Source organism: Hydrogenophaga sp. NFH-34, assembly GCF_021401345.1.
Classification (GTDB): Bacteria; Pseudomonadota; Gammaproteobacteria; order Burkholderiales; family Burkholderiaceae_C; genus Hydrogenophaga; species Hydrogenophaga electricum.
The window spans coordinates 25,860-39,699 of sequence record NZ_JACBGE010000025.1 but is presented as its reverse complement, the minus strand read 5'-3'; the positions used below and the strand labels follow the sequence as shown (position 1 = coordinate 39,699).

Genomic DNA, 13,840 nt, shown 5'->3' with positions numbered 1-13,840 from the left:
CGATTGTGCGCCTGTGCCTCAGGTGCGTGCGCGTGCGGTCAGCCAACTGGCGGTGACGCCACAGAGCACGATCAGGGCGATGCCAGCCAGTTCCAGGCGACCGGGAACGTGATCGAAAACCAGCCAGCCTGCCAGCATGGCGAACCCGATCTGCGCGTACAGATAGGGCGAGAGTGTGGCGGCTGGCGCGCGGGCAAAGGCCAGGATGAGCAGGAAGTGGCCGACGGTGCCCATCAGGCCCGCCAGGCAGAGCAGGGCCAGCGTGCGCATGTCGGGAATGGCCTGCCAGACCAGTGGCAGCAGCAGCGACGCCAGCAGGGCACCGGTGAAGCCGGTGTAGAAGTGCAGCGTCATCGGGTCTTCGGTGCGTGCCAGGCGGCTGGTGAGAATCTGGAACCACGCATAGATGACCACCAGCCCCAGGGGGAGCAGGCTGGCCCAGCCGAAAAAGGCACCACCGGGTTGCACCACCAGCAGGGCGCCGGCAAATCCCCCGGCCACGAGCAGCCAGCGCAGGGGCGAGACCCGTTCATGCAGAAACAGGGCCGCCAGCAGCGTGACCATCAGGGGCGTGATCATCACGATGGCCGTGAACTCTCCCAAGGGCATGTACTTGACCGCGAGAAAGCCCAGCAGGCTGACCAGAAAAAGCTGCACGCCGCGCACGGCCTGCCAACCCAGGTGGGCGGTGTGCAGCAGCCGCCAGCCGCGCGAGGGCAGGAACAGGGCGGCCACGGCGACGGCCTGGAACACATATCGGAACCAGACCGCCATCAGCACGGGCACCACGGCGCTGAGCAGCTTGACGGACGTGTCCAGGACGACAAAACAAGCCGTGGCCAGCACGAACATGGCAATGCCCAGCAGGGCCTGCCCGGATCGGGCCGCCGTGCTCATGCGTGGATGCGGTGGCGCAAGCGCTCCCACACCGGGGTGACCGGGCCCGGCAAGTGGGGCAGCCGGCCGAGATCGGTATGGCTTTCGTCGGGGCTGTGGAAGTCGCTGCCCCGCGAGGCCAGCAGGTCGAATTCGGCGCAGAACCCGGCGTACTTGAGCGCCTCGGCCGCGCTGTGCGCGCCGGTGACCACCTCCACGCCCTGGCCGCCATGGGCCTTGAACTCGGTGAACAGGGCGTACTCCTCGTTCGGGCTGAAGCCGTAGCGTGCCGGGTGGGCAATGATGGCGATGCCGCCGGCGCCGGTGATCCAGCCCACCGCATCGCGCAGACTGGCCCAGCGGTGGGGCACGAAGCCGGGTTTGCCTTCGGTCAGGTAGCGGCGGAACACTTCGGGCGTGTCGCGGCAGAAGCCAGCTTCGACCATGTAGCGGGCGAAGTGGGTGCGCGAAATCAGCTCCGGGTTGCCGACGTATTTCAGCGCGCCTTCGTAGGTGCCGGGGATGCCGGCACGCGCCAGGTCCTCGCTCATCTCTTGCGCGCGCAGCCCACGGCCGCCGCGTGTCTGGCGTAGGCCTTCGGTGAGGGCGGGATCGTGGTGGTCGAAACCGAGGCCCACGATGTGCACGGTCTCACCCGCAAAAGTGACCGAGATTTCGGTGCCGGTCAGGTACGGCAATCCGGCCGCGCGGGCTGCCGCAATGGCGCGGTCCTGGCCGCCGATTTCGTCGTGATCGGTGAGCGCCCAGAGCTCGACGCCGTTGTCGCGCGCGCGCAGCGCCAGGACTTCGGGCGTGAGGGTGCCGTCGGAGACGACGGAATGGCAGTGCAGGTCGGCGTTGAGCAGGTGGTCCACGCTGCCATTTTAGGAGGCCACCCGTCGCCGCCGGGCGACGGGCCGATTGCCCCCAGGGTCGCGCGGGATCAGCCGGTGTTGCGCAGGCCCGCCGCGATGCCGTTGATCGACAGGTGGATGCCGCGCCGCACCTTCTGGTCTTCCTGGTCGAGTTCCCCGGCCCGATGGCGCCGCACCAGCTCCACCTGCAGGTGGTGCAGCGGGTCGATGTACGGAAAGCGGTGGCGCACCGAGCGCTGCAGCGCCTCGTTGTCGACCAGGCGTTTCTTTTCGCCGGTGATCAGGGTCAGGGCTTCGGCCGTGCGGTGCCACTCGGCCTCGATGGCGCTGAAGACCTTGGCGCGCAGCCGCTTGTCCTCCACCAGCTCCGCGTAGCGCGAGGCCAGCGCCAGGTCGCTCTTGGCCATGACCATGTCCATGTTGGACAGCAGGGTGGAGAAGAACGGCCACTGGCGGAACATCTTTTTCAGCAGTTCCTTGCGCTGGGCCTGTTCCTTGGTGCCACCGGCTTTCAGGAACGTCTGCACGGCGGAGCCGAAGCCGTACCAGCCCGGCAGGGTCAAGCGGCACTGGCCCCAGCTGAAGCCCCAGGGAATGGCGCGCAGGTCTTCGATCTTCTGTGTGGCCTTGCGCGAAGCGGGGCGCGAGCCGATGTTGAGTTCGGCGATTTCGCGGATGGGCGTGGCGGCGAAAAAGTATTCGGGGAAGCGTGGCGTGTCGTAGACCAGGGCGCGGTAGGCGGCCATGCTGTCGGCCGAGAGCGCGGCGGCGGCTTCCAGAAAGGCTTTGGGCGCGTTTCGCGTGGGTTGCAACAAGGTGGCTTCGAGCGTGGCGGCCACCAGGGTTTCGAGGTTGCGGCGGCCGATCTCGGGGTTTGCGTACTTGGAGCCGATCACTTCGCCCTGCTCGGTCAGGCGGATCTGGCCGCGCACCGTGCCGGGCGGCTGGGCCAGGATGGCCTGGTAGCTGGGACCGCCGCCGCGGCCGACGGTGCCACCCCGGCCATGGAACATGCGAAGCTGGAGGGGCTTTTCGGTGTGCTCGTTCAACTCGTCGAACAGCTTCACCAGTTCGGTCTCGGCGCGGTAGAGCTCCCAGTTGCTGGTGAAAATGCCCCCGTCTTTGTTGGAGTCGGAGTAGCCGAGCATGATGTCTTGCTCGCTGTAGCCGTCGGCCGCGCCGCGTTGCACCATGGCGCGCACGCCCGGCAGGGCGTAGTAGTCGCGCATGATGGGCGCGGCGTTGCGCAGGTCTTCGATGGTTTCGAACAGCGGGACCACGATCAGGTCGGTCGTGGCCGACTCGCCGAGCAGGCCGTGCATCAGGCCCACTTCCTTTTGCAGCAGCAGCACTTCCAGCAGGTCGCTGACGGTTTCAGTGTGGCTGATGATGGCGTGGCGGATGGTGGCCGGACCGAAGCGCTCGCGCGCCCAGCGGGCGGTCTCGAAGATCGCCAGCTCGCCGCGGGTGTGCGCCGAATAGGCGATGCCGGGCACGCGAAGGGGGCGTGCGTCGTCCAGTTGGCGCAGCAGCACCGCACGCTTGGCGGCTTCGTCCAGCGCGCTGTAGTCGGCTTCGATGCGGGCCTGGGCCAGCAGCTCGGCCACCACCTCTTCGTGTTTGTCGGAGCTTTGCCGCAGGTCGACCGTGGCCAGGTGGAAACCGAACACCTCCACCGCGCGGATCAGGGGCTTGAGCCGTCCGCGCACCAGGTGGGCGCCGTGGTGCGCCAGCAGCGAGGTTTCGATGGTGCGCAGGTCGGCCAGCAGCTCGTCGGGGCCGGAGTACGGGTCCTGCGGGGCCACCGCGTGGCGGGCGGCTTCGCCCCCCGTCAGTTCGGTCAGGGTCGCGGCGAGCCGGGCGTACATGCCGGTGAGGGCCCGGCGGTACGGTTCGTCCTCGCGGTGCGGGCTCTGGTCGGGCGAGCGCTCGGCCAGGGCCTGCATGGCGGGCGACACCGGGGTCAGGATGGCCGACACCGACAGTTCCGCACCCAGTCGGTGCAGTTGCGTCAGGTGGTGGCGCAGCACCATGTCCGACTGGCTGCGCACCGCCAGTTCCAGTGTTTCGGCCGTGACGTTGGGGTTGCCGTCGCGGTCACCGCCGATCCACTGGCCCATGCGCAGGAAAGGGGCGACACCGTCGGCAGCGGCCTCACCCAGCCCCTCTTCGAGGTCGCGGTACAGGCGCGGGATTTCAGCGAGGAAGGTGGACTGGTAGTAGCTCAGCGCGTTTTCGATCTCGTCGGCCACGGTGAGCTTGGTGTAGCGCAGCAGGCGGGTCTGCCACAGCTGGGTGACACGGGCGCGGATCTGCAGTTCGTTTTCAGCCAGTTCGCGGGGCAGCAGGTGTTCGCGTTCTGCCAGCAGCCGGGCGATGTCGCGCTCGGCGTCGAGGATGCTCTTGCGCTGCACTTCGGTGGGGTGGGCCGTCAGCACGGGCGAAATGTGGGCGTCGGCCAGGGTCTGCACCACCGCTTCGGGGGCGATGCCGGCTTTCTCCAGCCGCTGCAGGGTCATGGACAGGCTGCCCGCCTGCAGGTGGCCGGCGCGTTCGTGCACCGCGCGGCGGCGGATGTGGTGCTGGTCTTCGGCCAGGTTGACCAGGTGGCTGAAGTAGGTGAAAGCGCGGATCACGCTCACCGTCTGTTGTCCCGACAGGCCCTTGAGCAGCTTCTTGAGGGTTTTGTCGGCCGATTCGTCGGCGTGGCGGCGGAAGGCCACCGAGAGCTGCCGGATCAGTTCGATCAGCTCGAACATCGGCGCCCCTTCCTGCTCGCGGATCACATCGCCGAGGAAGCGTCCCAGCAGGCGGATGTCTTCGGTCAGTGGCTTTTCCTTGTCGGGCTGTGCGATGGGGGCGGAGGCTCGGGAAGGCTTGGGGCTCATGGGTGGCGCGGGTATGGTGTTGCTGATTTTTTGAGCAGTGGTCATGCTAGCATCCCCCAGGTGTTTTCCCGTTACCAACGGGGTACGAAATCGCCTGATTGGCTTGATCTTTTTTCGATTGCGCGCTGTGTCCGTTTCACATTCCCCGACCGCCTTGACGCTCACCATCGCCACGCGCGAAAGCCGTCTGGCCCTCTGGCAGGCCGAACATGTCCAGGCCCGCTTGCAAGAGCTGGGCCACCCCGTGAACCTGCTGGGCATGACCACGCGAGGCGACCAGATCCTGGACCGCAGCCTCTCCAAGGTGGGCGGCAAGGGCCTGTTCGTGAAAGAGCTTGAAACGGCGCTGGAAGAGGGGCGGGCCGACTTGGCGGTGCATTCGCTCAAGGACGTGCCGATGGAGCTGCCCGAGGGCTTCGTGCTGGCCTGTGTGATGGAGCGCGAAGATCCGCGCGACGCCTGGGTGTCGCCGCACTGCCCCGGGCTGGCCGACCTGCCCCCGCAGGCCGTGGTGGGCACGTCCAGCCTGCGCCGCCTGGTGCTGCTGCGCGAAGCGCTGGACCGGCTGGGCCGGCAGGACGTGCGCATTGAGCCGCTGCGGGGCAATCTCGATACGCGGCTGCGCAAACTGGACGAAGGGCAGTACCACGCCATCGTGCTGGCCGCGGCGGGCCTCAAACGGTTGGGCCTGGCGCAGCGCATCCGCGCCATCTTCGAGCCGGCGCAATCCCTGCCGGCGGCCGGCCAGGGCGCGCTGGGCATCGAGGTCCGGGCCGACCGCGCGGACTTGCTGGCGCTGCTCAAACCGCTGGCCCACGAGCCGACCTGGCTGCGCGTGGCGGCCGAACGCGAGGTGTCCCGTTCGCTCGGGGGCAGTTGTTCGGTGCCGCTGGCGGCGTATGCCGACTGGTCCGATGACCGGCTGCTGCACTTGGAGGCGGCCTGGGGCGATCCCGAAGGCCGCCTGCCGGTGGTGCGCGTGCAAGAGGCTGCCCCGGTCCGGTCGTTGGACGAAGCCGTGGCGCTGGGGCAGCGGGTGGCGCTGGCTCTGCGTGCCGCTGGCGCACAGGCCTGAGCGGCGTGACGGGCCCCTTGGCGGACCTCCTGGCGTGAACGCTCCGGCCGACGCCGCCCACCGTCCTCCCGTGCTGCTGACGCGGCCGGTGCACGAAGCCGGTGCGTGGCTGGCGGCTTTGCTGGCGCATGGCTGGCCGGCCGAGAGCCTGCCTCTGCTGGCCATTGCCCCCCCACGCGACAGCGCGACGCTGGAGGCCTTGGCGACGTGGCGTCGGGATTGGCTGGACTGCGACGCGGTGATGTTTGTGAGCGGCGCGGCGGTGGCGCATTTCCTGTCGGGAGCGATCTGGCCGGCCGCTGGTGAAGACCTTCGTCCCCAGTTGTGGGCCCCTGGCCCGGGCACGGCGCAACGCCTGGCCTCATCGCTGCAGGCCGCTGGCTGGCAGGGCCGTATCCAGGCGCCGGCGGCCGACGCCGGCCAGTTCGATTCGGAGGCCCTCTGGGCGGTGGTGGCGGCGCAGGTTCGGCCAGGCTGGCGCATTCTGTGGGTGCGCGGTGCGGGAGATGATCGGGCGGCGCCATCGCCGGGTGCGTGGGCCGGCCAGGGGCGTGACTGGCTGATGCGGCAGTGCCAGCAGGCCGGCGCGCAGGTGGAGGCCTGCGTGGCCTATGAGCGCGGTGCGCCGGCCTGGACGCCGGCGCAGCAGGCGCGCGCCCAGGCGGCTCAGACCGACGGCAGTCTGTGGCTGTTCAGCAGTTCCCAGGGGGTGGCGCAACTGGACCGCCTGGTGCCTGGCGCCGACTGGTCCCGGGCCCGAGCCGTGGCCACCCATCCCCGCATTGCCGCAGCGGCGCGCGCGGCGGGCTTTGGTCACGTGGTGGAGGCGCGACCGGCGCCGCCCGACGTGACGCGGGCCCTAGAATCGGTATCACGCCTGCCATGAGCTCTTCCGCCCCCCCTTCTTCTCCACCGCCCGTGTCGCCGCTGCCTTCGGCCGGGGCCTCTGCCGTGCCTGTGTCGGCTTCCCGTTCGGGCGCGTCGTGGGTATTGGCGCTGGCGCTGCTGGTGGCCCTGTTGTCGCTGGCCATCAGTGCCATGCTGTGGCAGCGTCTCGATGCGGCGCGCCAGGAACTGGCACGCCAGAGCCAGGAGAGTCTCTCCAAATCCGTCGAGGCGCGCACGCTGGCCGGTCAGGCCGAAGCGCTGACGCAGGAGTTGCAGGCGCGCTTGTCGGTGGCTGAAGTTCGGTTGTCCGAGGTCAGCCTGCAGCGCACCCAGTTGGAAGAGCTCATGCTTGCGCTGTCGCGGACCCGCGACGACACACTGGTCGAAGAAATCGAATCGGCGCTGCGTCTGGCCCAGCAGCAAGCCCAATTGACAGGCAGCACGCAGCCGTTGGTCTCGGCCTTGCAGGCCGCCGACCAGCGCATTGGGCGCGCAGCGCAACCGCGCCTGAATCCGGTGCAGCGGGCCATCGCACGGGACATTGACCGCATTCGCAGTGCCTCGGTGGCCGACATTCCCTCGCTCGCGCTGCGGCTGGACGAGCTGGCGCGTCAGGTCGACGAGTGGCCGGTGATCAACGAAGTCGGGCCTCAGTCCGCAGCGCCAGCATCGGCTGAGGGGCCGGTGGTCGCGCCTGATCGCACGTCGCCGCCGAAGGCGGACACAGTACCGGCCCAGGCCGCCGCAGAAGGCCCGCCGTCCGACGCTGGCTGGCAGGAGACCTTGCGGGCTTGGGGCACCCGGGTGGTGACCGAAGTGTTGCGCAGCGGGCGTGATCTGGTGCGTGTCAGCCGCATCGACCACCCCGAAGCCGTGCTGCTGGCCCCCGAGCAGGCGTTTTTCCTCCGGGAAAACCTCAAGCTCAAACTGCTCAATGCCCGCCTGGCTTTGTTGGCCCGGCACATGGGGGCCGCGCAGACCGACCTGGCGGCCATCGATGCGGCGCTGAGGCGGTATTTTGATGGCCGCACGCCGGCGGTTGAGAGCGCCCGCAAGCACGTGGCCCAGGTGCGCGAAGCGCTGCTGGTGACCGAATTGCCCCGGCCCGACGAGAGCCTGGCGGCCTTGGCCGTCGCCGCAGGGGGTCGCTGATGAAGGTTCGCCGCAGCCAGCGCGGAATGGCCATGCGCAGCGTGTTCCTGCTGCTGGGGCTGGCGGCCGTGGCGGTGGCGCTGGCACTGCTGATGGGGGACAACCAGGCGACGTTCTCGCTGTTCTGGCCTCCTTACCGCTTCGACGTCTCTTTCAACTTTGTGCTGTTCGTTCTGGTGGCCACGTTCGTGGTGATCCATCTGGCCTTGCGCGGGCTGTCGGTGCTGCGTGATCTGCCTTCGCAGGCGCGCCGCTGGCGTGACCAGCAGGTGGAGCGGGGGGCGGTGGCCGCGGTGTTGGATGCCCTGTCCCACCAACTGGCCGGTCGCTTTGTGCGGGCGCAGTCGGCAGCGCTGCAGGCGCTGGAACAGCTCAACGGCATGCCCTCGGCCCAGTGGTCGCGGCGCCAGCAGTTGCAACTGCTGGCGCACTTGCTGGCGGCCGAGAGTGCGCAGGCCCTGCAGAACCGCAGCAGCCGGGATACCCATTTGCAGGCTGCGTTGCACCCGACCCTGGCGCGCAGCGCCCCCGAAGCCCACGAGGGGGCGTTGTTGCGTGCTGTGCGCTGGGCGGTGGAAGACCGGCGGCCCGAAACCGCCCGCCACTTGCTCGCGGAGTTGCCCCAGGGCACGGCCCGCCGTATCCAGGCCTTGCGCCTGAAGCTGCGCGTGGCCCGCATGTCGGGCGAAACGCTCGAAGCGCTGGAAGTGGCCCGTTTGCTGGCCAAGCACCGGGCTTTCTCGCCCGAGGTGGCGGGCAGTGTTGTCCGCGGGCTGGCCATGGACGCGCTGCGGGACGCGCACGACCTGTCCCAGTTGCAGGCGGTGTGGTCGCGATTGGACACCGGGGAGCAAGCCATGCCGGAATTGATTCTGGCAGCGGCGGCGCGCCTGAACGGTTTGGCCCTCTCCGCAGAAGAGCCCGGGGCCGATTCGCCGGACTGGCAGGCTTCGGACCGAGAGATGGCCTTCGGCCTGCTCTCGGCGTGGACCGAGCCGCTCTGGGCCCACCTGGAAACCCTGGGTGAAAGCCAGTGGCGCGATTTCGTGCGTGCGTTGGAACCCGGATTGCCCCATCTGGACGCGGCCGGGCTGGGGCGCCTGGAGCAGGCGCAGCGCCAGTGGCCGAGCAATCCGTTTCTGCAGTATCTGGCCGGCCAGGCGTTCAAGCAGCGCCAGCTCTGGGGCAAATCGGCCCAGTTGCTCGGCCAGGCCAGCCACAGTCTGCAGGACACCACGCTTTTGCGCCGTACCTGGTGTGCGCTCGCTCAACTCGCTGAAGAGCGGGGCGACGACACCGCGGCCCAGGCAGCCTGGAAAAAGGCAGCACAGATCGACTGAGGCCCTTGCGGGGGCGGCGTCTGTGCCTCCCTCACTGGTGGTCTTTCTGCCTTGCGTTCTGCCTTCTGCACAGGGAGCCCGCCATGACATTGCAATAGCCGCTTACCGAAGGCGCGCTCGCAGGACAGCACAACGGCGCTCAGGATGACCCGAGCAGCGCGGCCGGCAGACCGGAAAGGCAGGGCGCACACAGCCGGCCCAGGCAAAAGAAAACGCCAGCAGACCGGGGTCTGCTGGCGTTGGTGCGAGGCTTTCAGGGTTTACTGGGTCTCGAACGGCAGTGTGACCTGACGCAGGTCTTTGCGCGTTTCGACCAGCACCAGCGGACCTTCGTCCACCAGCACCACCGGCCGCGGCTCACGCGGAACGTGGACGGGCGCCGGCTCTGCCGCGATGGCTGCCTGCACCTGAGCCACTTTCTCAGCATCGGAGTTGACCCATTCCAGCCCACCGTCGCGTGCCACCTGTTGCAGCGCCTCCAGGGCGAGTTCAAAGGGTTGCACGCGCGGCAGGCCCGTCGCCGGCTCCACGGCCGGCGGCGTGACCACGATGGGATCGGCTGCCAGCAGCGGTGCCGTCGGTGCCTGGGGCTCGGGGGCGGGGGCCGCTTCAGCCGTCACCGGGGCCACTGCCGCCGGGGCTTTGAAGTAGCTGCGCGTGGGCGGTGCCTGCTCGACATCGCTGGTTTCTGCGGCAACGGCATCGGTTTCGACCACCGTCTCGGGCGCAGCCGCATCGCGTGCACCCCGCTCGCGGCGGTCGCGCCGGTCGCGGCCATAGCGGTCACGGCTGCGGCGTTCGCGCGGTGCACCGTCCTGGGCACCTTCGTCGCCCATGGTGGGTGCCGCTTCCACCGGTGTCTGTGCGGTTTCGCCAGCGGTCATGGGCGCCGTTTCGGCGATGGCGGCGGGCATGTTGGCTTGCTGCGACGGTTCGCCATCCGGGCCCTGGCGACGGCGATCACTGCGGCCGCGGCGATCGCGGCGCTGGTTGTCCTGTGCCGCGTCGTTGTCGGTGCCTGCCGGTGCGGACACCTGGGACACGCCCAGCATGTCGGCATTCTGGGCTTCCGCCACGGGGGCCGCATCCCGGCGGCCTTCGCGCCGGGGTTGGCCATTGCGGCCCTGACGCGGGTTCTCTTCACGCTGGCCTTCCGGTGAGCGGCGTTGCTCACCCTGCAGGCGCCCTTCGCCGCGGCCTTCGTTGTTGCGACCTTCCCGCGGGGGGCGGTTGCCCGAACGTCCTTCGCCGCGAGGCTGGTCGCCGCGGGCCTCGCTGCGGCCGCCACGGCCTCGGCCGTCGCCACGGGGGCTCTTGCCATCGCTGCGAGTGTCCTTGCTGGTTGCCGGGGCGGCAGCGGGCACTGCCACCGGTGCGGGCGCTGCGGCGGGTTGTCCGCCGAACAGGCTCTTGAGCCAGCCGAAGAAGCCGCGTTCGGCCGGTGCTGCCGGCTTGGGAGCCGGTGCCACCGGGGCGACCACGGGCGCAGCCGCCACCGCTTCGGGCTTGGGCGCCGCCACGGGAGCGGGGCCGTCGGGCAGCACGCCCTTGATCACCGGTTCCTGCTTGTTGGTGCGCTCCTGGCTGCGGCGCGTGAAGCTGGCCACGTCGTCCACTTCTTCTGCCAGCTTGTAGCTGGAGTCGAGGTTGTCCAGGCGCGGGTCGTCGTGCTTGAGGCGTTCGAGCTTGTAGTTCGGCGTGTCCAGCGACTTGTTGGGCACCAGCAGCACGTTGATGCGCTGCTTGAGTTCGATCTTGGTGATCTCGGTGCGCTTCTCGTTGAGCAGGAAGCTGGCCACTTCGACCGGCACCTGCACCAGCACGGCGGCCGTGCTGTCCTTGAGCGACTCCTCCTGGATCACGCGCAGGATCTGCAGTGCCGAGCTTTCGGTGTCGCGGATGTGGCCGGAGCCGCCGCAGCGCGGGCAGGGGATGGACGAGCCTTCGCTCAGCATGGGCTTCAGACGCTGGCGGCTCATTTCGAGCAGGCCGAACTTGCTGATGGAGCCGAACTGCACGCGGGCACGGTCCTGGCGCAGCGCGTCGCGCAGGCGGTTCTCGACCTCGCGCCGGTTCTTCGACTCTTCCATGTCGATGAAGTCGATCACGATCAGGCCGCCCAGGTCGCGCAGGCGGGCCTGGCGTGCCACTTCGTCGGCGGCTTCCAGGTTGGTGCGGGTGGCGGTTTCCTCGATGTCGCCACCCTTGATGGCGCGTGCCGAGTTCACGTCCACGGCCACCAGGGCTTCGGTCTGGTCGATCACGATGGCGCCGCCGCTGGGCAGGTTCACGATGCGGCTGTAGGCGGTCTCGATCTGGTGCTCGATCTGGAAGCGGCTGAACAGTGGCGCGTCGTCGCGGTAGCGCTTCACGCGGTGCTCATGCTCGGGCATCACATGCGCCATGAACTGGTGCGCCTGATCGAAGATGTCGTCGGTGTCGATCAGGATCTCACCGATGTCGCTGTTGAAGTAGTCGCGGATGGCGCGGATCACCAGGCTCGATTCCTGGTAGATCAGGAAGGCGCCCTTGCCAGCTTTGCCAGCCCCTTCGATGGCGGTCCAGAGCTTGAGCAGGTAGTTCAGGTCCCACTGCAGTTCGGCCGCGTCGCGGCCGATGCCGGCCGTGCGGGCGATGATGCTCATGCCGTTGGGGTATTCCAGCTGGTCCAGCGCGGCCTTGAGTTCCTGGCGGTCTTCGCCCTCGATGCGGCGGCTGACGCCACCGCCGCGCGGGTTGTTGGGCATCAGCACCACGTAGCGGCCGGCCAGGCTGATGAAGGTGGTCAGGGCTGCGCCCTTGTTGCCGCGCTCTTCCTTTTCGACCTGGACCAGCAGCTCCTGGCCTTCCTTGATCACGTCGTTGATGCGTGCCTGCGACGGCGACACATTGCCCTGGAAGAACTGCTTGGAAATTTCCTTGAATGGCAGGAAGCCGTGGCGGTCTTCGCCGTAGTCGACGAAACAGGCTTCGAGCGAGGGCTCCACGCGGGTGACCACCGCCTTGTAGATGTTGCCCTTGCGCTGTTCGCGCCCTTCGATTTCGATTTCGTAGTCGAGCAGTTTCTGCCCGTCCACGATGGCCAGCCGGCGCTCTTCCGCCTGCGTGGCATTGATCAGCATGCGCTTCATGTTGCGTTTCCTTCGCGTTGAACTTCAGTTGCCAGGGTCGAAACCCGGGCACCGGAGGCCGGAGCCTGGCGAGGGCGCAAACAAAGGAGGAATTGCCGGAGAGTCGCTGGCGGGGCGGGCGGCGACGCATCAGGGCGCGGGCGTTGTAAGGCCCAAACGCTGCGTTGCCGCGCCAAGTCAGGACGTAGGCGCGTGGAGCCGGGTGAACAGGGCGGGCTTGAAGGGGATCGGCATCTTTGATCTGTCCGTGGGCCAGGCTGTCTTCACTGGATCCTCGGTCAGCCGGGCGGGAAGCCGGGCTGACCGATTGGGGTATTCCGTATTCGGTTTGCGAGTCTCGTTCGATTCACGGTCGCCAGCCAGCCTGGCAGTCGCGCCGCCGGCCTGCGGATTCGTCTCGCAAGGCAGGAAGCGCCGCCGGGGCCTGGGAGGCGGTGGCCATCTCGACCCGTCGGACAATGTGATGATGGGGGCTGCCGGGAGGTGGGCTGCCGGATGATTGCCGTAAACTCAAGCAAATCAACCACTTACATTGATCGGTGGGTCCGGTGCATTATAGTGCGCAGCCTTGGCCGCGTGGCGCGGCTTTTTCGGAATCTGCATGACGCCTTCAACACCCGCTGCGGTCCGGCATCTGACGGTCGACGCGGAGTCGGCCGGGCAGCGGCTGGACAACTACCTGATCCGGCACCTCAAGGGTGTGCCCAAAACCCACATTTACCGCATCATCCGATCGGGAGAGGTGCGTCGCAACAAAGGGCGGGTCTCGGCGGATGACCGTGTGGAGGCTGGCGACGTGTTGCGGATTCCGCCCGTACGTCTGGCGGAGCGTGCCGAGCCCGATGTGGCGCTGGCAGCACCGGCCCGCGAATTCCCGGTTCTTTATGAGGATGAGGCGTTCCTGGCGATCGACAAGCCGGCTGGGGTGGCCGTGCACGGTGGCAGCGGGGTCAGTTCCGGCGTGATCGAGCAACTTCGTCGCGCGCGACCGCAGGCGCGTTTTCTGGAGCTGGTGCACCGCCTGGACCGCGAAACCAGTGGCCTGTTGTTGATTGCAAAGAAGCGCAGTGCCCTCAAGGCGCTGCAAGATCAGTTTCGCGAGCGGGAAACCGGCAAGACCTATCTGGCGCTGGTCAAAGGCGCCTGGCCGACTCGCCTGAAGGTGTTGGATCAACCGTTGATCAAATACCTGTTGGCCGATGGTGAACGCCGCGTGCGCGTCACTGGGCGGGACGATCCGGATGGCATGCGTTCGGTGACGCTGGTCAAGGTGCGAGGGGCTGCGGAGGGGCTGGGCGTGCCCGTGGCCGCGCTGGGGCCGTTGAGCTTGCTGGAGGTGACGATCAAGACGGGGCGGACCCACCAGATCCGCGTGCATCTGGCCAGTGCCGGCTATCCGATCGCCGGGGATGAAAAGTATGGGGATTTTGCATTCAATCGGGAATTGGCCCGGGCGGGATTGCGCCGCATGTTTCTGCATGCCTGGCGATTGCGAATCGCCCATCCGGTGACCGGGGCAAGCATGGAATTGTGCTCCGAATTGCCTGGGGAGCTGCAGAGGTGGGCGGGTTTGTGATTAAAATGCAGGCAGCATCGTTGGTGCTGGTGAAAGTCA

General features: G+C 68.1%; 9 protein-coding genes. 5 read left to right on the top strand and 4 right to left on the bottom strand.

The features are described from left to right. Window positions 1–18: 18 nt before the first annotated feature. The 3 genes from L0977_RS20630 to ppc form a co-directional block, all read right to left on the bottom strand. Window positions 19–897 (bottom strand): DMT family transporter, encoded by an 879-nt coding sequence (locus L0977_RS20630; protein ID WP_234266749.1) that lies wholly within the window; start codon window positions 895–897, stop codon window positions 19–21. After that, window positions 894–1,751, bottom strand: coding sequence for a 3',5'-nucleoside bisphosphate phosphatase (locus L0977_RS20625; RefSeq protein ID WP_234266748.1), 858 nt, complete (start codon window positions 1,749–1,751; stop codon window positions 894–896). The genes L0977_RS20630 and L0977_RS20625 overlap by 4 nt, the downstream gene beginning before the upstream one ends. A gap of 68 nt (window positions 1,752–1,819) precedes the next feature. Next, complete coding sequence (gene ppc / locus L0977_RS20620; protein WP_234266747.1) at window positions 1,820–4,639, bottom strand: phosphoenolpyruvate carboxylase; 2,820 nt, start codon at window positions 4,637–4,639, stop codon at window positions 1,820–1,822. A gap of 154 nt (window positions 4,640–4,793) precedes the next feature. On the opposite strand from ppc, the gene hemC reads away from it, so the two are divergent. The 4 genes from hemC to L0977_RS20600 are packed head-to-tail and all read left to right on the top strand — an operon-like array spanning window position 4,794 to window position 9,094. Further along, on the top strand, window positions 4,794–5,714 hold the full coding sequence (hemC, locus tag L0977_RS20615) for a hydroxymethylbilane synthase (RefSeq protein ID WP_234266746.1): 921 nt from the start codon (window positions 4,794–4,796) through the stop codon (window positions 5,712–5,714). A 34-nt stretch (window positions 5,715–5,748) separates the two neighbouring features. Further along, complete coding sequence (locus L0977_RS20610) at window positions 5,749–6,600, top strand: uroporphyrinogen-III synthase (RefSeq protein ID WP_234266745.1); 852 nt, start codon at window positions 5,749–5,751, stop codon at window positions 6,598–6,600. Beyond that, window positions 6,597–7,754 (top strand): uroporphyrinogen-III C-methyltransferase, encoded by a 1,158-nt coding sequence (locus L0977_RS20605; RefSeq protein WP_234266744.1) that lies wholly within the window; start codon window positions 6,597–6,599, stop codon window positions 7,752–7,754. Before L0977_RS20610 ends, L0977_RS20605 begins: the two co-directional genes overlap by 4 nt. Next, the gene (locus L0977_RS20600) at window positions 7,754–9,094 is read left to right on the top strand and encodes a heme biosynthesis HemY N-terminal domain-containing protein (protein ID WP_326491092.1); all 1,341 of its coding nucleotides are present in this window, start codon (window positions 7,754–7,756) and stop codon (window positions 9,092–9,094) included. Before L0977_RS20605 ends, L0977_RS20600 begins: the two co-directional genes overlap by 1 nt. A 260-nt stretch (window positions 9,095–9,354) precedes the next feature. Here the strand turns inward: L0977_RS20600 and L0977_RS20595 are convergent, their stop codons facing one another. Beyond that, window positions 9,355–12,225, bottom strand: coding sequence for an Rne/Rng family ribonuclease (locus L0977_RS20595; RefSeq protein WP_234266743.1), 2,871 nt, complete (start codon window positions 12,223–12,225; stop codon window positions 9,355–9,357). A 601-nt stretch (window positions 12,226–12,826) separates the two neighbouring features. On the opposite strand from L0977_RS20595, the gene L0977_RS20590 reads away from it, so the two are divergent. Then, window positions 12,827–13,801, top strand: a complete 975-nt coding sequence (locus L0977_RS20590; protein ID WP_234266742.1) for an RluA family pseudouridine synthase — start codon at window positions 12,827–12,829, stop codon at window positions 13,799–13,801. The last annotated feature ends 39 nt before the right edge of the window (window positions 13,802–13,840 follow it).

Bases quoted from the DNA above. Each gene is read 5' to 3' on its own strand.
- ppc (WP_234266747.1), bottom strand. From the start codon at position 4,639: ATGAGCCCCAAGCCTTCCCGAGCCTCCGCCCCCATCGCACAGCCCGAC.
- L0977_RS20630 (WP_234266749.1), bottom strand. From the start codon at position 897: ATGAGCACGGCGGCCCGATCCGGGCAGGCCCTGCTGGGCATTGCCATG.
- L0977_RS20590 (WP_234266742.1), top strand. From the start codon at position 12,827: ATGACGCCTTCAACACCCGCTGCGGTCCGGCATCTGACGGTCGACGCG.
- L0977_RS20605 (WP_234266744.1), top strand. From the start codon at position 6,597: ATGAGCTCTTCCGCCCCCCCTTCTTCTCCACCGCCCGTGTCGCCGCTG.
- L0977_RS20595 (WP_234266743.1), bottom strand. From the start codon at position 12,225: ATGAAGCGCATGCTGATCAATGCCACGCAGGCGGAAGAGCGCCGGCTG.
- L0977_RS20600 (WP_326491092.1), top strand. From the start codon at position 7,754: ATGAAGGTTCGCCGCAGCCAGCGCGGAATGGCCATGCGCAGCGTGTTC.